This window comes from Stutzerimonas sp. 21-1 (assembly GCF_056336065.1).
Window position 1 is genome coordinate 877,010 of record NZ_CM150500.1, and the last position, 15,608, is coordinate 892,617.

A 15,608-nucleotide genomic window follows, 5' to 3' on the forward strand; every position below is an offset into this window, starting at 1 on the left:
AGCGAAGCCTTTGCCTAGGCCAGAAATGTTGGGTCACGCAAAAAAACCGACGTGCCGGACCGCTCACAGGCGGAATTCGTGGCCCAGGTAGACTTCCTTGACCAGCTGGTTGGCCAGGATGGTTTCGGCGTCGCCCTCGGCTATCAGCTGGCCGTCATTGACGATATAGGCCGTTTCGCAGATATCCAGAGTTTCGCGGACATTGTGGTCGGTGATCAGGACGCCGATGCCCTTGGCCTTGAGGTGGTGGATGATTTGCTTGATATCGCCCACGGAGATCGGGTCGACGCCGGCGAAAGGTTCGTCCAGCAGGATGAACTTGGGCGCCGTGGCCAGGGCGCGGGCAATTTCTACCCGGCGTCGTTCGCCGCCGGACAGGCTCATGCCGAGGCTGTCGCGAATATGGCTGATGTGAAATTCCTGCAACAGTGCTTCGAGCGCTTGTTGGCGGCCGGCTCGATCGAGATCCTTGCGCGTCTCCAGGATGGCCATGATGTTGTCCGCCACCGAAAGCTTGCGGAAGATCGAGGCTTCCTGCGGCAGGTAGCCGATACCGGCGCGGGCGCGACCATGCATGGGCAGGTGAGTGACGTCCTGCTGGTCGATCAGCACACGCCCCTGATCGGCACCCACGAGGCCGACGATCATGTAGAAACAGGTGGTCTTGCCGGCACCGTTGGGGCCAAGCAGGCCGACGATTTGCCCGCTCTCGATCGATAGGCTGACGTCGCGCACGACCTGGCGGCTCTTGTAGCTCTTGGCGAGGTGCTGCGCTTTAAGTACGGCCATTACTGCGCCTGCTCCGCCGGCTGCTCTTTCTTGCGTGGCTGGATGACCATGTCAATGCGTGGCTGTGGCGTGGTCACCGCGGTGTTGGTGGCGCGGCCGGCGTTGACGATCTGTCGCTGGGTGTCATAGACGATCTTCTCGCCCTCGAAGGTATTGCCTTCCTGCACCACTTTGGCTTGGTCGATCAACACGATGCGCTCGTTCGCCGCGAAATACTGGATGGTCAGGCCGTAGGCCTTGACGATCTCCTTGTCGACCGCCGGCTTCTGCTCATAGTAGGCAGGCTTGCCGATGGAGGTGAAGACCTCGACATCGCCGTTGCCGTCCTGGGTGATGGTCACGGTATCGCCGGTGATCTTCATCGTGCCTTGGGTGATCACCACGTCGCCGCGATAGACGGCCACGCCCTGCTGGTCGTCCAGTTCGGCCGTGTCGGCCTGAACGCGAATCGGCTGGTTGCGGTCTTCTGGCAGCGCCGAGGCAGTGGTACCAAGCAACAATGCGCTCAAACCGAGCAGGAGGGGGAGGGTCTTAACGCAGCTCATGCTTGCCTCTTACATTGGACAGCAGGTGCATCCTGCCATCATCCAGATACGCTTTCATTCCCGTGGCCGTCGTGACGCCATTGGCGGCCTCGATTCTAACGGCTTGCCGGGTTTCGGCATAATCCTTCTCGGGCCAGACCGTCATCCGGCTGGTGGTGAGGATGGTGGGGCGGCCCTTGGCGTCAGTACGCTCCACGCGAACCTGATCGATCAGCTCGACTTCGCTGCCGCCGGCGGCAACCTCGCCGCGCTCGCTGCGAACATGCCAGGGCAGTTCCGTGCCGCGGTAGGCATACAGGTCGGGGCGCGTCAGCAGACTGACGTCGCTGGCCTTGAGGTGCTCCATCTTGTCCGCGGTCAGCTCGTAGTGACGCTTGCCATCCGGCTGGAACTGCACGGTGCGGGCGTTGAGTACGTAGAAATCGATTGGCGATTCCGCGGTGGCGACCGCTGCCGGCTGCAGCATGAAGCTTTCCGGACGGATGTTCCAGTAGCCGACTGCCACCAGCAGGGCGGCAATCAGCATCAGCAGGGCGGGAAAGCGCAGTTTGTGAAGCATCGGAACCTCTACAGGTAGGCCGATTGAGCGGCCACCAGGTTGCCCTGGGCGTGCAGAATCAGCTCACAGAATTCGCGGGCCGCACCTTCGCCGCCGCGCGCTCGGGTCACGCCGTGGGCATGCTGGCGCACAAAGGCATCGGCGCTGGCCACGGCCATGCCCAGGCCGACCCGGCGGATCACCGGCAGGTCGGGCAGATCGTCGCCCAGATAGGCGACTTCAGCGTAGCTCAGCCCCAGTTCGGTCAGCAGCTCGTCGAGCACCACCAGCTTGTCCTCGCGCCCCTGATAGAGATACTGGATGCCGAGGTTCTGGGCGCGGCGCTCGACCACGGGGGTCTTGCGGCCGCTGATGATGGCGGTGCGCACGCCGGAATTGATCAGCATCTTGATGCCGTGGCCGTCCAGTGTGTTGAACGTCTTGAATTCGCTGCCGTCAGTGAGAAAGTACAGGCGGCCGTCGGTCAATACGCCGTCGACGTCGAAGATCGCCAGACGGATGTCGCGAGCGCGTTGCAGCAGGTCCTGTTGCATCACATCACTCCCGCACGTAGCAGGTCGTGCATGTTCAGCGCGCCGACCGGAAGCCCTGCGTCGTCGATCACCACCAGCGAGTTGATCTTGTGGTCCTCCATGATCTTCAGCGCTTCGGCGGCCAGCATGTCGGCATTGGCTGTCTTGCCGCGAGCAGTCATGACGTCGTCAATGAGTGACTGGCGCACGTCGATACCCTTGTCGAGGGTGCGGCGCAGGTCGCCGTCGGTGAAGATTCCCGCGAGGCGTCCATCGCGTTCGACCACGACGGTCATGCCCAGCCCTTTGCGAGTCATCTCCAGCAGGGCGTCGCGCAGCGAGGTGCCGCGCTCGACTTTGGGTAGGCGCTCGCCGGTATGCATCACATGTTCGACCTTGAGCAGCAGGCGCCGGCCAAGCGCGCCCCCTGGATGTGAAAATGCGAAATCCTCGGCGGTGAAGCCGCGCGCTTCGAGTAGCGCGATGGCGAGTGCGTCGCCGAGTACCAGACTGACGGTGGTCGAGGAGGTGGGGGCAAGATTGAGCGGGCAGGCTTCCACCGCCACGCTGGCGTCTAGATTGACTGCCGCTGCCTTGGCCAGTACCGACTCGGGGTTGCCGGTCATGCTGATCAGATTGAGGCCAAGGCGCTTGATCAGTGGCAGCAGGGTGACGATCTCGCTGGTGGTGCCGGAGTTGGACAGCGCCAGCACCACGTCGTCGCGGGTGATCATGCCCATGTCCCCGTGGCTGGCTTCGGCCGGGTGTACAAAGAATGCCGGGGTGCCGGTGCTGGCCAGCGTCGCGGCGATCTTGCGGCCGATGTGACCGGACTTGCCCATGCCCACCACCACCACGCGTCCCTTGCAGGCTAGGACCAGCTCGCAGGCATGCACGAAGCGTTCGTCGATGCGGCTGCGAAGCTGTTCGACGGCTTCGGTTTCCAGCTGGATGGTGCGTTGCGCGGTGTCGATCAGTAGGCTGCTCTGGCTCATCGTGGGCGCGATCGTCCGATTAAAAGCGCACGATTATAGCGCCAATCGTGCGCGCGCTGATGAGAAAAATGCCCATGCATAGGCCGCGATGGCGACGTCGGAGGCGGGCAGTGTCTGCGCTGGACATGTCCGGAAACCCCCGGTCGGTTGGGTCGCCGTGGGGGCGGTGCTATAGTGCGCCGCCGAAAACGGTCATGGCAGAAAGTATCCCGCAGCGGTCGGGAGCCGTCTGTTTCGCAGACTGCATGCAAGGAGACCAGATGAGCGCCTGCAACGACTTCGCTGTCGAGCTGAAGGGAGTGACCTTCATGCGCGGTGAGCGAAGTATCTTCGACAATATCGATATTGCCATTCCGCGCGGCAAGGTCACTGCGATCATGGGCCCGTCCGGCTGCGGCAAGACGACCCTGCTGCGTCTGATAGCCGCCCAGCTGATGCCGAATCGTGGCGAAATCTGGGTGGCCGGCAACAACCTGCCGAGTCTTTCGCGTAGCGAGCTGTTCGACATGCGCAAGCAAATGGGCGTGTTGTTCCAGAGCGGTGCGTTGTTCACCGATCTCGATGTGTTCGAGAACGTCGCTTTCCCGCTGCGGGTGCACACCCGTCTGCCGGAGGAGATGATCCGCGATATCGTCCTGATGAAGCTGCAGGCGGTTGGCCTGCGCGGGGCCGTCGAGCTGATGCCCGACGAGCTGTCCGGCGGGATGAAGCGTCGCGTGGCGCTGGCGCGGGCAATCGCGCTGGATCCGCAGATTCTCATGTACGACGAGCCGTTCGCCGGTCAGGATCCAATCGCGATGGGCGTTCTGGTGCGGCTGATCCGGCTGCTCAACGATGCGCTCGGAATCACCAGTATCGTCGTGTCCCACGATCTCGCGGAGACCGCATCGATCGCCGACTACATCTATGTGGTCGGCGATGGTCAGGTGCTTGGCCAGGGTGTGCCGGCCGAGCTGATGGAGTCGGACAATCCGCGCATCCGCCAGTTCATGACGGGCTCGGCCGACGGCCCGGTTCCGTTCCATTTTCCTGCGCCGGCCTATGCTGATGACCTGTTGGGAGGCGCCGATGCGTAAGCGTTCGCTGTTGGACAGGATCGCGCTGCTCGGCCGCGCGGGGCTCGATGTGCTTGCGGCACTGGGGCGTTCGACGATCTTTCTGGTCCACGCGCTGTTCGGCCGTAGCGGGCTGCGCAACGGCCTGGCGCTGCTGATGAAGCAACTCTATGCAGTTGGCGTGTTGTCGCTGGCGATCATCGTCGTGTCTGGCATCTTCATTGGCATGGTTCTGGCGCTGCAGGGCTACAACATCCTCAGTAGCTATGGTTCGGAGCAGGCGGTCGGCCAGATGGTCGCCCTGACGCTGCTGCGCGAGCTCGGGCCAGTGGTTACGGCCCTGCTGTTTGCAGGCCGTGCGGGCTCGGCGCTGGCGGCCGAGATCGGCAACATGAAGTCCACCGAACAGTTGTCGAGCCTGGAGATGATCGGTGTCGATCCGCTCAAGTACATCATCGCGCCGCGCTTGTGGGCAGGCTTCATCTCGTTGCCGCTGCTGACGCTGATCTTCAACGTGGTCGGCATCTGGGGCGGGGCGATGGTTGCCGTGGACTGGCTCGGTGTCTACGAGGGTTCGTACTGGGTCAACATGCAGAACAGTGTCGACTTCCGCTCGGATGTGCTCAACGGCGTGATCAAGAGCCTGGTGTTTGCGCTGGTGGTGACCTGGATCGCGGTGTTCCAGGGCTATGACTGCGAGCCGACCTCCGAGGGAATCAGCCGGGCCACGACGCGTACCGTGGTATACGCCTCGTTGGCAGTGCTGGGCCTCGATTTCATTCTGACCGCATTGATGTTTGGAGATTTCTGATGCGTATCCGCTCACTGGAAATGGGTGTCGGCCTGTTTCTGCTAGCCGGTCTGCTGGCGCTGTTGCTGTTGTCGCTGCGGGTCAGCGGGTTGAGTGTCGGCAATGCCGATACCTACAAGGTGTATGCCTATTTCGACAATATTGCCGGTCTGACGGTCAGATCCAAGGTGACCATGGCCGGCGTGACCATTGGCAAGGTCACCGCCATCGATCTGGATCGCGATAGCTTCACCGGTCGCGTGACGATGGAAATACAGCAGGATGTCGACATGGTGCCGGTCGATTCCACCGCCTCGATCCTTACTGCCGGCCTGCTCGGCGAGAAGTACATCGGTATCAGCGTCGGCGGTGACGAGGAGGCTCTCGGTGATGGCGACACGATCAGCGACACCCAGTCTTCGCTGGTGCTCGAAGACCTGATCGGCAAGTTCCTGCTCAACTCGGTTAACAAGGAATAAGGAGTGCTTCGAATGATGACTGCCCTGCGTCGCGGGCTGCTGGTTCTGCTGACTGTACTGCCGCTGTTTGCCCAGGCTGCGGTGAGTCCGCACCAGCTGATTCAGCAGACCACCGATCGGCTGCTGGCCGATCTGAAAGCAAACAAGGAGCAGTACCGCAGCGATCCTTCGGCGTTTTACGACGCGCTGAACGGCATCCTCGGTCCGGTCGTGGATGCCGAAGGCATCTCGCGCAGCATCATGACTGTCAAATATTCGCGTAGCGCTACGCCCGAGCAGATGACGCGCTTTCAGGAAAACTTCAAGCGCAGCCTGATGCAGTTCTATGGCAACGCCCTGCTGGAATACAACAACCAGCAGATCCGCGTATTGCCGCCGACCGGCAAGCAGGACGGCAAGCGCGCCAGTGTCGGCATGGAAGTGGTCGGGCGCCAAGGCGAGGTCTACCCGGTGTCCTACACGATGGTTAACGATGGCGAATGGCGTGTGCGCAACGTGATCATCAACGGCATCAATATCGGCAAGCTGTTCCGCGACCAGTTTGCCGACTCGATGCAGAAGAATGGCGGCGATCTGGACAAGACCATCGACGGTTGGGCCGAGGTAGTGGCTCGCGCTAAGGACACTTCGGCCGGTCAGCAGGCCAGCGGCGATGAATGACGGGCGCATCGAAAGCCTGCCGGGCGGAACGTTGCGTCTGCTCGGTGTGCTTGATCTGCGTACCGGTCCGGTTTTGCGTGAGCAGGGCCAGGGGCTGATTCGCGCAGAGAAGGGCGCGGCGCTGTTGCTCGACTGCTCGGCGGTAGAGAAGTCCAGCAGCGTCGGCCTGTCGCTCTTGCTGGCCTTCATGCGTGACGCGCGGGCGGCACAGCGTCCGGTGCGCATCACCGGGATGCCGGCCGACATGCTGGAAATCGCCCGGGTCTCCGGGCTGCTGGACATCCTGCCGCTGGATGCGGCGTCTACGGGGAGCGACACATGAGCCTGCGCTGGGCCGAACGCATGCGCGACCAGCTTCATGGCCTGGCCGAAGCGCTGGGCAACTTGCTCGTCGAGGGCTTTCATTATCTTGCGCTGTTCGCCATCGGTGGCGTGACGGCGTGGGCGGCTTTCCTGGCCTTCCTCGGCATGGTCGAGAAGGGTCATATCACGGTCGACGATATTCTGCTGCTGTTCATCTACCTCGAGTTGGGCGCGATGGTCGGCATCTATTTCAAGACCAATCACATGCCGGTGCGCTTCCTGATCTATGTGGCGATTACCGCGCTGACCCGCCTGCTGATCTCCGACATTTCCCATCACCATCGCCCGGACATGGGGGTCGTCTACGTGTCCGGTGCGATCCTGCTGTTGGCGCTGGCGATCCTGGTGGTGCGCTTTGCGTCGTCGCGTTTCCCTGCGGTGCAAAGCGACAGCGGCCGGCATGCGCGGCGCTCTGAACGCGACCAGGCAGCCGAAACGCTGGAATAAGACGAACCGCGTCCTGCCGGCGCGGTTCGGGGTTCGCAGCCTCCGGGCTTTTTTGTATGATGGCCGGCCCGTGCGCGTCCTGCGCCGATCGAGGTTGAACATGCAGGCCCTAGAAGTGAAGAATTTCCTGGAAGCGAAGCTTCCCGGAGCGGTGGTGGAAGTGGAAGGCGAAGGCTGCAACTTCCAGCTCAATGTGATCAGCGACGATCTGGCGGCCCTGGGGCCGGTCAAGCGGCAACAGCAGATCTACGCTCATCTCAATCCGTGGATCGCCGATGGCAGCATTCATGCCGTCACCATGAAATTCTTCAGTCGTGCCGACTGGGCCTCGCGCGCCTGAGCGGCGGTCGAGGCGATTCACATTCCAGGCCGCGCGCGTCGCGAAGACCGCGCCACGCCCTTCGTCAGAGCTTCCAGCCTGCGGGTTACGGGAACATTCATGGATAAACTGATCATTACCGGCGGCGCTCGCCTCGATGGCGAGATTCGCATTTCCGGCGCGAAGAACTCCGCCCTGCCGATTCTGGCTGCGACCCTGCTGGCCGACACGCCGGTCACCGTCTGCAACCTGCCGCACCTGCACGACATCACCACGATGATCGAGCTGTTCGGACGCATGGGCGTACAGCCCGTCATCGACGAAAAACTCAGCGTCGAGGTGGACGCCAGCAGCATCAAGACACTGGTCGCTCCCTATGAGCTGGTCAAGACCATGCGCGCCTCAATCTTGGTGCTCGGCCCGATGGTCGCGCGCTTCGGCGAGGCTGAAGTGGCACTGCCGGGTGGTTGTGCCATCGGTTCGCGCCCGGTAGACCTGCACATTCGCGGTCTTGAGGCGATGGGTGCGCAGATCGAGGTGGAAGGCGGCTACATCAAGGCCAGGGCGCCGGCCGGCGGCCTGCGCGGCGCAACCTTCTTCTTCGATACCGTGAGCGTCACCGGCACCGAGAACATCATGATGGCCGCTGCTCTGGCCAACGGTCGCAGCGTGCTGGAAAACGCCGCGCGTGAGCCGGAAGTGGTCGATCTGGCCAATTTCCTCAATGCGATGGGAGCCAAGGTTTCCGGCGCGGGCACCGACACCATCGTCATCGACGGCGTCAAGCGACTCGGTGGCGGCCGTTACAGCGTCATGCCCGACCGTATCGAGACCGGCACCTATCTGGTGGCCGCGGCAGCGACCGGCGGTCGTGTGCGCCTGAAGGATACCGACGCCACGCTGCTCGAGGCCGTGCTGCACAAGCTGGTGGAAGCTGGCGCGCACATCGACACTGGCAGTAACTGGATCGAGCTGGACATGAAGGGCAAGCGGCCGAAGGCCGTCAACGTGCGTACCGCACCGTACCCGGCATTCCCCACCGACATGCAGGCGCAGTTCATCGCGCTCAACGCCATCGCCGAAGGTACCGGCACGGTGATCGAGACGGTGTTCGAAAACCGCTTCATGCATGTTTACGAAATGAACCGCATGGGCGCGCAGATTCTCGTCGAAGGCAACACCGCCATCGTCACCGGGGTCGAGCGGCTCAAGGGCGCGCCGGTGATGGCGACCGACCTGCGCGCATCCGCGAGCCTGGTGATCGCCGGCCTCGTAGCCGAGGGTGACACCCTGATCGATCGCATCTACCACATCGACCGTGGCTACGAGTGCATCGAGGAGAAACTGCAGTTGCTGGGGGCGAAGATTCGCCGCGTTCCGGGCTGATAGCGATCCGTCCCGCGGCGGTCATGTGGCGCTGAAAACAGGCTCGGAATGCTCTTTTACGGATCGTAAACTCTGCTCTCTGGCCTGTTCCTGCCGTGCATGACGCTCGCTTGCGAGATCGCAGTTGGTCATGTGGCCGTCCTTTCAGGTTGGCCGTTGCCGTTCAAGGAAAACGCTTCATGCTCACCATCGCCCTATCCAAAGGCCGCATTCTTGACGATACCTTGCCGCTACTCGCGGCTGCGGGCATCGTGCCCACCGAGAATCCGGACAAGAGCCGCAAGCTGATCATCCCGACCACCCAGGATGACGTGCGCCTGCTGATCGTGCGTGCCACCGACGTGCCGACCTATGTCGAACACGGCGCGGCGGACCTCGGCGTCGCCGGCAAGGACGTGCTGATGGAATACGGCGGCCAGGGGCTGTACGAGCCGCTCGACCTGAAGATCGCCAACTGCAAGCTGATGACCGCGGGTAAGGTCGGTGCGCCGGAGCCCAAGGGACGGCTGCGGGTGGCGACCAAGTTCGTCAACGTCGCCAAGCGTTACTACGCCGAGCAAGGTCGCCAGGTCGACATCATCAAGCTCTATGGCTCGATGGAACTCGCGCCGCTGGTGGGATTGGCCGACAAGATCATCGACGTGGTCGACACCGGCAACACCTTGCGTGCCAACGGCCTGGAGCCGCAGGAGCTGATCGCCACCATCAGCTCGCGGCTGGTGGTCAACAAGGCGTCGATGAAGATGCAGCATGCGCGCATCCAGGCGCTGATCGACTCGCTGCGTGCTGCCGTCGAGCGACATCCGCACTGACTTCTGCCTCGGCGCCGCCCTGCTCGCGCCTATCCGTGCCATAGCCGAAAATCTCGGGTGCGCACGCGGTCGGCTTGCTAATCTAGCGGCGCTTTAGAGCCTGATCTTCGGGTCGTTGTGTACACAACGACCACGAGCAGTTCCCGATGCCTAGCCAACCATGAGGCCCGCCATGACCGTTCCCGCCGCTATCCGCCGACTCAATGCTGCCGATGCCGATTTCGCCCGGCATCTGGATCATCTGCTGAGCTGGGAAAGCGTCTCCGACGACGGTGTGAACGCGCGTGTGCTGGAGATCATCCAGGCAGTGCGTACACGCGGCGATGCGGCGTTGGTAGAGCTGACCCAGCGCTTCGACGGTCTGGAAGTCTCCGGCATGGCCGACTTGATCCTGCCGCGTGCGCGCCTCGAGCAGGCATTGGAACGCATCACGCCGGAGCAGCGCAGGGCGCTGGAGCTGGCGGCCGAGCGAGTGCGTATCTATCACGAGCGGCAGAAGCAGGATTCCTGGACCTACACCGAGGCCGATGGCACGGTGCTCGGACAGAAAGTCACTCCGCTGGATCGCGCCGGCCTCTACGTGCCGGGCGGCAAGGCGTCCTATCCGTCGTCTGTACTGATGAATGCCATCCCGGCCAAGGTTGCCGGCGTGCCCGAGGTGGTAATGGTGGTGCCGACCCCGCGCGGCGAGGTCAATGAACTGGTGCTGGCCGCGGCATGCATCGCCGGGGTGGATCGCGTGTTCACTATCGGCGGCGCGCAGGCTGTGGCTGCGCTGGCCTACGGCACGGAAAGCGTACCGCCGGTGGACAAGATCGTCGGCCCCGGCAACATCTACGTCGCCACGGCCAAGCGTCATGTGTTCGGCCAGGTTGGTATCGACATGATCGCCGGTCCGTCGGAGATTCTCGTGGTCTGCGATGGTCAGACCGACCCGGATTGGATCGCGATGGACCTGTTCTCCCAGGCCGAACACGATGAGGATGCGCAGTCGATTTTGGTCAGCCCGGACGCGGCGTTCCTCGATCGCGTCGCCGAGAGCATTACCCGCCTGCTGCCGACGCTGGAGCGAGCCGAGATTGCACGTACCTCCATCGAGGGCCGCGGCGCGCTGATCCAGGTCGCCGACATGGCCCAGGCCATCGAAGTGGCTAACCGCATCGCTCCTGAGCACCTGGAGCTGTCGGTGGAAAATCCCGAGCAGTACTTGGAGCAGATCCGCCATGCCGGAGCGATCTTCATGGGGCGCTACACCGCCGAGGCGTTGGGCGACTATTGCGCCGGCCCCAATCACGTGTTGCCGACCTCCGGCACTGCGCGCTTCTCCTCGCCGCTGGGTGTGTACGACTTCCAGAAGCGCTCGTCGATCATCAATTGCTCGGCCGAGGGCGCTTCGCAGCTGGGCAAGGTCGCATCGGTACTGGCTCGCGGCGAGTCGTTGACCGCTCACGCGCGCAGCGCCGAGTACCGCATCAAGTAAGCCGGAGGGTGGAAACGGCCGCAGGCCTTTTCCACCACACCTCACTTGGTGGAAAACACCGTGTGGTTTTCCATCGACGCCAAGCAGATCGAATTCGAGGAGAGAAGGGCGGATGAGCAGATTCTGGAGCCCCTTCGTCAAGGACCTGGTGCCCTATGTCCCGGGCGAACAGCCGAAGCTGAGCAAGCTGGTCAAGCTCAATACCAACGAGAACCCCTACGGCCCGTCGCCGCAGGCGATCGCAGCGATGCAGGCGGAAGTCAGCGACGACCTGCGCCTGTACCCCGACCCCAACGGCGAACGCCTCAAGCAGGCGGTAGCCGACTATTACCGCGTGCAGCCGAACCAAGTGTTCGTTGGCAACGGTTCCGACGAGGTGCTTGCACATGCCTTCCACGGCCTGTTCCAGCACGGACGTCCGCTGCTATTCCCCGATGTGACCTACAGCTTTTACCCGGTCTATTGCGGGCTTTACGGTATCGCCTACGAAACCATCGCGCTGGACGAACAGTTCCGCATCGACGTGGCCGATTACGCGCGCCCGAACGGCGGCATCATCTTCCCCAACCCGAACGCGCCGACCGGCTGCCTGTTACCGCTAGACGCCATTGAGCGGCTGCTGCAGGTCAACTGTGATTCCGTGGTGCTGGTGGACGAGGCCTATGTGGATTTCGGCGGCCAATCGGCCATCGCGCTGATCGACCGCTATCCGAATCTGCTGGTGACCCAGACGCTGTCCAAGTCGCGTTCGCTGGCAGGTTTGCGCGTCGGTCTCGCGGTCGGCCATCCGGAGTTGATCGAGGCGCTGGAGCGGATCAAGAACAGCTTCAACTCCTACCCGCTGGATCGCATCGCCATTGCCGGTGCCGCCGCGGCATTCGAGGATCGTGGATATTTTGAGCAGACCTGCCAGCAGGTAATCGCCAGTCGTGAACAGGTCGTCGCGGCGATGACGGCACTGGGCTTCGAGGTGCTGCCGTCGGCCGCCAACTTCATCTTCGCCCGCCATCCGCTGCACGATGCCGGCGGGCTTGCCGCCGGATTGCGCGAGCAGGGCGTGATCGTGCGCCACTTCCGCCAGCCGCGCATCGAGCAGTTCCTGCGTATCACCATTGGCACGCCGGAGCAGAACCAGGCGCTGCTGGCGGCATTGGGCGGGCTCTGCCAGCCGGCATAACACGGGCCTGCCGGCAGCGACGCGCTACTCGGGTTTGGTGGGCTTCGGCGTGGTGGCCGCAACCGGCGGCCGCATGCCGACCTCCGCGGTGAAGGTCAGCGGCTTGCCATTGCGCAGGATGTCGATGTCGATCTTGTCACCAGGGCGGGTGCGCGCCACCTGATTCATCGAGCTGCGCCCGTCGCTGGCCTGTTCACCGTCGATGCTCAGGATCAGATCGCCGGGCTGCAATCCGGCGCGCTCAGCCGGCCCATCGCGATAGACGCCGGCGACGACGATGCCCGGGCGGCCTTCCTGGCCGAACGACTCGGCCAGTTCCTGCGTCAGCGACTGCACCTCGACGCCCAGCCAGCCGCGGATGACCTGGCCGTGCTGGATGATCGACGTCATCACCTCCAGTGCCAGCTTCACCGGGATCGCGAAGCCGATGCCTTGTGAGCCGCCGGACTCGGAGATGATTGCCGTGTTGATGCCGATGAGGCTGCCGTTGGCGTCCACCAGCGCGCCACCCGAGTTGCCACGGTTGATTGCAGCGTCGGTCTGGATGAAATCTTCGTAGGTATTGAGGCCCAGCTGGTTGCGCCCGGTGGCGCTGATGATGCCCATCGTCACTGTCTGGCCGACGCCGAACGGGTTGCCGATGGCAAGGGCGACGTCGCCGACACGGATGCTGTCGGAGTGCCCGACCTTGATCACGGGTAGTTCGGCCAGGTCGATCTTGAGCACCGCCAGGTCGGTTTCCGGGTCGCTGCCGATAACCCGGGCCAGGGTTTCCCGACCGTCGCGCAACGCCACCACGATCTGTTCCGAGTTGGCGGTGACGTGGTTGTTGGTCAGCAGGTAGCCTTCCGGGCTCATGATCACCGCCGATCCGAGGCTCGATTCCATACGGCGCTGGCGCGGCAGGCTGTCGCTGAAGAAGCGCTGGAACACCGGGTCCTTCGCCAGCGGCTGCTGTTGCGGCTTCTCGACCACCTTGGTGGTGTACAGGTTGGCCACCGCCGGTGCGGCTCCGCTGACGGCCGCTGCATAGGAATTCGGTCCGGGAGTCGTCGCGATGGCTTGCGGTGCGCGCTCCAGGGTGTAGCTCTCAGCGGCACCGCCGACCAGTTGTGGGTAGCGTTGAATGAGCAGCAGCGCGACGAGAATACCTACCAGCAGCGGCCAGCCAATGAAACGCAGGGCATTGAGCATCGCGAAGGATCCGGACAGGTTGCGAGCGCAGGGAGCGCCCCTTTAAGGTGGCGGCATTATACGAAGCTGCAAACGAAATGCAGCTGCGCTCTGCAGTATCGCGGTGTTTGCGAGATGCCTCAGACGAGTGCGTCCGGCCGAGCTTCGCTGCCGCAGAATCTGTTCGCTTTCCCATTGAATTCGAGAGGTGCGCATGTCCGTTGCGCTTACGACACTGGTCGCCGAGTGCGATCGTTATCTGAATGCGGCGAAGATCGCCGACTATTGCCCCAACGGTCTGCAAGTCGAAGGCCTGGCGCAGGTGCGGCGTATCGTCAGCGGCGTGACGGCCAGCCAGGCGCTGCTGGACGCTGCGGTCGAGGCGCAGGCTGACGTGGTGCTGGTGCATCACGGCTATTTTTGGAAGAACGAGGATGCGCGCATCGTCGGCATGAAGCAGCGGCGGCTGAAGACGTTGTTGAACCACGACATCAGTCTGCTCGCCTATCACCTGCCGCTGGATGTGCATCCGGAAGTCGGCAACAACGCGCAGCTCGCGCGGGTGCTGGGCTTGCGCGTCGAGGGGGCGCTGGAGCCGGATAATCCGAAATCGGTGGGGCTGGTCGGCTCGCTGCGTGCGCCTATGTCGCCGGTGGAATTCCAGCGCCAGGTCCACCAAGCGCTCGGTCGCGAACCGCTGTTGATTGATGGGCAGCGACCGATCCAGCGTATCGCCTGGTGCACTGGCGGCGCCCAGGGCTACATAGAGCAGGCGGTGGCCGCCGGCGTCGATGCCTACCTGACCGGCGAAATCTCCGAGCCGACGGTGCACATCGCGCGTGAGAACGGACTGAGCTTTTTCGCCGCCGGGCATCACGCCACCGAGCGCTATGGCGTGCAGGCGCTGGGCGACTATCTGGCCGCGCAATTCGGCATCGAGCACCGCTTCATCGATTGCGCCAACCCGGCCTGACGGCCGGATTCTGCGTCTAGCGCAAGCGCCGTTGCGCGCAGGTCTGCGGCTATAAATCTATAAGATTTCGATCTAACTGACGCCCTGATTAGAATCGGGGCGCGTGCTAGAGTTGGCGCCTTTCCACGGCCCTGCGCCGTTCATCTGCACAAACCGCGAGTAGACATGGTCGACAAACTGACGCATCTGAAACAGCTGGAGGCGGAAAGCATCCACATCATCCGCGAGGTTGCCGCGGAGTTCGACAACCCGGTGATGCTCTATTCCATCGGTAAGGATTCGGCCGTGATGCTGCACTTGGCGCGCAAGGCCTTCTACCCCGGCAAGCTGCCCTTTCCGGTGATGCATGTCGATACGCGCTGGAAGTTCCAGGAAATGTACCGCTTCCGCGAGCGGATGGTCGCCGAGATGGGCCTGGACCTGATCACCCACGTCAATCCGGATGGCATCGCCCAGGACATCAACCCGTTCACCCACGGTAGCGCCAAGCACACCGATGTGATGAAGACCGAGGGGCTTAAGCAGGCGCTGGACAAGTACGGCTTCGATGCCGCCTTCGGTGGTGCGCGCCGCGACGAAGAGAAGTCCCGCGCCAAGGAGCGCGTCTATTCCTTCCGTGACAGCAAGCACCGCTGGGACCCGAAGAACCAGCGCCCCGAGCTGTGGAACGTGTACAACGGCAAAGTGAAGAAAGGCGAGTCGATCCGCGTCTTCCCGTTGTCCAACTGGACCGAACTGGACATCTGGCAATACATCTACCTTGAGCAGATTCCAATCGTGCCGCTGTACTTCGCCGCAGAGCGCGAGGTGATCGAGAAGAACGGCACGCTGATCATGATCGACGACGAGCGCATCCTTGAGCACCTGTCCGATGACGAGAAGGCACGCATCACTAAGAAGATCGTGCGTTTCCGCACCCTCGGCTGCTACCCGCTGACCGGTGCGGTGGAATCCACCGCCACGACGCTGCCGGAGATCATCCAGGAGATGCTCCTGACCCGTACTTCCGAGCGCCAGGGCCGCGTGATCGACCACGATCAGGCTGGCTCGATGGAAGAAAAGAAACGCCAGGGCTACTTCTAAGGATTTCGCAC

Annotated in this window: 19 protein-coding genes; 13 read left to right on the forward strand and 6 right to left on the reverse strand. The window is 63.0% G+C overall.

The window, feature by feature from the left end:
- Positions 1-63 precede the first annotated feature (63 nt).
- The 5 genes from lptB to AC0ZJQ_RS04240 are packed head-to-tail and all read right to left on the reverse strand — an operon-like array spanning position 64 to position 3,400.
- A complete protein-coding gene (lptB, locus tag AC0ZJQ_RS04220) occupies positions 64-789 on the reverse strand; it encodes an LPS export ABC transporter ATP-binding protein (RefSeq protein ID WP_008567311.1) in 726 nt (241 codons plus the stop codon).
- The gene (gene lptA / locus AC0ZJQ_RS04225) at positions 789-1,334 is read right to left on the reverse strand and encodes a lipopolysaccharide transport periplasmic protein LptA (RefSeq protein ID WP_043295795.1); all 546 of its coding nucleotides are present in this window, start codon (positions 1,332-1,334) and stop codon (positions 789-791) included. Before lptA ends, lptB begins: the two co-directional genes overlap by 1 nt.
- Positions 1,321-1,893, reverse strand: a complete 573-nt coding sequence (gene lptC, locus AC0ZJQ_RS04230) for an LPS export ABC transporter periplasmic protein LptC (protein WP_237264513.1) — start codon at positions 1,891-1,893, stop codon at positions 1,321-1,323. The genes lptA and lptC overlap by 14 nt, the downstream gene beginning before the upstream one ends.
- An 8-nt stretch (positions 1,894-1,901) precedes the next feature.
- The gene (locus AC0ZJQ_RS04235; protein WP_476477366.1) at positions 1,902-2,426 is read right to left on the reverse strand and encodes a KdsC family phosphatase; all 525 of its coding nucleotides are present in this window, start codon (positions 2,424-2,426) and stop codon (positions 1,902-1,904) included.
- Complete coding sequence (locus AC0ZJQ_RS04240) at positions 2,426-3,400, reverse strand: KpsF/GutQ family sugar-phosphate isomerase (RefSeq protein WP_237264517.1); 975 nt, start codon at positions 3,398-3,400, stop codon at positions 2,426-2,428. Before AC0ZJQ_RS04240 ends, AC0ZJQ_RS04235 begins: the two co-directional genes overlap by 1 nt.
- Before the next feature lie 260 nt (positions 3,401-3,660).
- Between AC0ZJQ_RS04240 and AC0ZJQ_RS04245 the strand changes: the two genes are divergently transcribed.
- The 11 genes from AC0ZJQ_RS04245 (at position 3,661) to hisC (ending at position 12,368) form a co-directional block, all read left to right on the forward strand.
- Entirely contained in the window at positions 3,661-4,476 is an 816-nt protein-coding gene (locus tag AC0ZJQ_RS04245; protein WP_008567306.1) for an ATP-binding cassette domain-containing protein, read from the forward strand.
- The gene (gene mlaE / locus AC0ZJQ_RS04250) at positions 4,469-5,266 is read left to right on the forward strand and encodes a lipid asymmetry maintenance ABC transporter permease subunit MlaE (RefSeq protein ID WP_008567305.1); all 798 of its coding nucleotides are present in this window, start codon (positions 4,469-4,471) and stop codon (positions 5,264-5,266) included. Before AC0ZJQ_RS04245 ends, mlaE begins: the two co-directional genes overlap by 8 nt.
- The gene (mlaD, locus tag AC0ZJQ_RS04255; RefSeq protein ID WP_237264518.1) at positions 5,266-5,724 is read left to right on the forward strand and encodes an outer membrane lipid asymmetry maintenance protein MlaD; all 459 of its coding nucleotides are present in this window, start codon (positions 5,266-5,268) and stop codon (positions 5,722-5,724) included. The genes mlaE and mlaD overlap by 1 nt, the downstream gene beginning before the upstream one ends.
- A gap of 12 nt (positions 5,725-5,736) precedes the next feature.
- Positions 5,737-6,384, forward strand: coding sequence for an MlaC/ttg2D family ABC transporter substrate-binding protein (locus tag AC0ZJQ_RS04260; protein WP_237264520.1), 648 nt, complete (start codon positions 5,737-5,739; stop codon positions 6,382-6,384).
- Positions 6,377-6,706: an STAS domain-containing protein gene (locus AC0ZJQ_RS04265; protein ID WP_155551562.1), complete on the forward strand. Its 330-nt coding sequence runs from the start codon at positions 6,377-6,379 to the stop codon at positions 6,704-6,706. Before AC0ZJQ_RS04260 ends, AC0ZJQ_RS04265 begins: the two co-directional genes overlap by 8 nt.
- A complete protein-coding gene (locus AC0ZJQ_RS04270) occupies positions 6,703-7,194 on the forward strand; it encodes a phosphate-starvation-inducible protein PsiE (RefSeq protein ID WP_008567300.1) in 492 nt (163 codons plus the stop codon). The genes AC0ZJQ_RS04265 and AC0ZJQ_RS04270 overlap by 4 nt, the downstream gene beginning before the upstream one ends.
- A gap of 100 nt (positions 7,195-7,294) precedes the next feature.
- Positions 7,295-7,534, forward strand: a complete 240-nt coding sequence (locus AC0ZJQ_RS04275; RefSeq protein WP_008567299.1) for a BolA family protein — start codon at positions 7,295-7,297, stop codon at positions 7,532-7,534.
- Between the two features lie 99 nt (positions 7,535-7,633).
- Complete coding sequence (gene murA / locus AC0ZJQ_RS04280) at positions 7,634-8,899, forward strand: UDP-N-acetylglucosamine 1-carboxyvinyltransferase (protein WP_102827584.1); 1,266 nt, start codon at positions 7,634-7,636, stop codon at positions 8,897-8,899.
- A 179-nt stretch (positions 8,900-9,078) separates the two neighbouring features.
- The gene (gene hisG, locus AC0ZJQ_RS04285; RefSeq protein WP_008567297.1) at positions 9,079-9,711 is read left to right on the forward strand and encodes an ATP phosphoribosyltransferase; all 633 of its coding nucleotides are present in this window, start codon (positions 9,079-9,081) and stop codon (positions 9,709-9,711) included.
- Positions 9,712-9,883: 172 nt separating this feature from the next.
- Positions 9,884-11,191, forward strand: a complete 1,308-nt coding sequence (gene hisD / locus AC0ZJQ_RS04290; protein ID WP_314019757.1) for a histidinol dehydrogenase — start codon at positions 9,884-9,886, stop codon at positions 11,189-11,191.
- Between the two features lie 112 nt (positions 11,192-11,303).
- A complete protein-coding gene (hisC, locus tag AC0ZJQ_RS04295) occupies positions 11,304-12,368 on the forward strand; it encodes a histidinol-phosphate transaminase (RefSeq protein WP_155551564.1) in 1,065 nt (354 codons plus the stop codon).
- A gap of 24 nt (positions 12,369-12,392) precedes the next feature.
- Here the strand turns inward: hisC and algW are convergent, their stop codons facing one another.
- The gene (algW, locus tag AC0ZJQ_RS04300; RefSeq protein ID WP_167136062.1) at positions 12,393-13,562 is read right to left on the reverse strand and encodes a Do family serine endopeptidase AlgW; all 1,170 of its coding nucleotides are present in this window, start codon (positions 13,560-13,562) and stop codon (positions 12,393-12,395) included.
- A gap of 193 nt (positions 13,563-13,755) precedes the next feature.
- On the opposite strand from algW, the gene AC0ZJQ_RS04305 reads away from it, so the two are divergent.
- Positions 13,756-14,514: a Nif3-like dinuclear metal center hexameric protein gene (locus AC0ZJQ_RS04305; protein WP_314019759.1), complete on the forward strand. Its 759-nt coding sequence runs from the start codon at positions 13,756-13,758 to the stop codon at positions 14,512-14,514.
- Between the two features lie 165 nt (positions 14,515-14,679).
- A complete protein-coding gene (cysD, locus tag AC0ZJQ_RS04310; protein ID WP_314019760.1) occupies positions 14,680-15,597 on the forward strand; it encodes a sulfate adenylyltransferase subunit CysD in 918 nt (305 codons plus the stop codon).
- The last annotated feature ends 11 nt before the right edge of the window (positions 15,598-15,608 follow it).

Coding starts and splice junctions, on each gene's coding strand:
- AC0ZJQ_RS04270 (WP_008567300.1), top strand. CDS start 6,703: ATGAGCCTGCGCTGGGCCGAACGCATGCGCGACCAGCTTCATGGCCTG.
- mlaE (WP_008567305.1), top strand. CDS start 4,469: ATGCGTAAGCGTTCGCTGTTGGACAGGATCGCGCTGCTCGGCCGCGCG.
- AC0ZJQ_RS04275 (WP_008567299.1), top strand. CDS start 7,295: ATGCAGGCCCTAGAAGTGAAGAATTTCCTGGAAGCGAAGCTTCCCGGA.
- lptC (WP_237264513.1), bottom strand. CDS start 1,893: ATGCTTCACAAACTGCGCTTTCCCGCCCTGCTGATGCTGATTGCCGCC.
- hisC (WP_155551564.1), top strand. CDS start 11,304: ATGAGCAGATTCTGGAGCCCCTTCGTCAAGGACCTGGTGCCCTATGTC.
- AC0ZJQ_RS04245 (WP_008567306.1), top strand. CDS start 3,661: ATGAGCGCCTGCAACGACTTCGCTGTCGAGCTGAAGGGAGTGACCTTC.
- AC0ZJQ_RS04265 (WP_155551562.1), top strand. CDS start 6,377: ATGAATGACGGGCGCATCGAAAGCCTGCCGGGCGGAACGTTGCGTCTG.
- hisD (WP_314019757.1), top strand. CDS start 9,884: ATGACCGTTCCCGCCGCTATCCGCCGACTCAATGCTGCCGATGCCGAT.
- algW (WP_167136062.1), bottom strand. CDS start 13,562: ATGCTCAATGCCCTGCGTTTCATTGGCTGGCCGCTGCTGGTAGGTATT.
- lptA (WP_043295795.1), bottom strand. CDS start 1,334: ATGAGCTGCGTTAAGACCCTCCCCCTCCTGCTCGGTTTGAGCGCATTG.
- AC0ZJQ_RS04305 (WP_314019759.1), top strand. CDS start 13,756: ATGTCCGTTGCGCTTACGACACTGGTCGCCGAGTGCGATCGTTATCTG.
- cysD (WP_314019760.1), top strand. CDS start 14,680: ATGGTCGACAAACTGACGCATCTGAAACAGCTGGAGGCGGAAAGCATC.
- mlaD (WP_237264518.1), top strand. CDS start 5,266: ATGCGTATCCGCTCACTGGAAATGGGTGTCGGCCTGTTTCTGCTAGCC.
- AC0ZJQ_RS04235 (WP_476477366.1), bottom strand. CDS start 2,426: ATGCAACAGGACCTGCTGCAACGCGCTCGCGACATCCGTCTGGCGATC.
- hisG (WP_008567297.1), top strand. CDS start 9,079: ATGCTCACCATCGCCCTATCCAAAGGCCGCATTCTTGACGATACCTTG.
- lptB (WP_008567311.1), bottom strand. CDS start 789: ATGGCCGTACTTAAAGCGCAGCACCTCGCCAAGAGCTACAAGAGCCGC.
- AC0ZJQ_RS04260 (WP_237264520.1), top strand. CDS start 5,737: ATGATGACTGCCCTGCGTCGCGGGCTGCTGGTTCTGCTGACTGTACTG.
- AC0ZJQ_RS04240 (WP_237264517.1), bottom strand. CDS start 3,400: ATGAGCCAGAGCAGCCTACTGATCGACACCGCGCAACGCACCATCCAG.
- murA (WP_102827584.1), top strand. CDS start 7,634: ATGGATAAACTGATCATTACCGGCGGCGCTCGCCTCGATGGCGAGATT.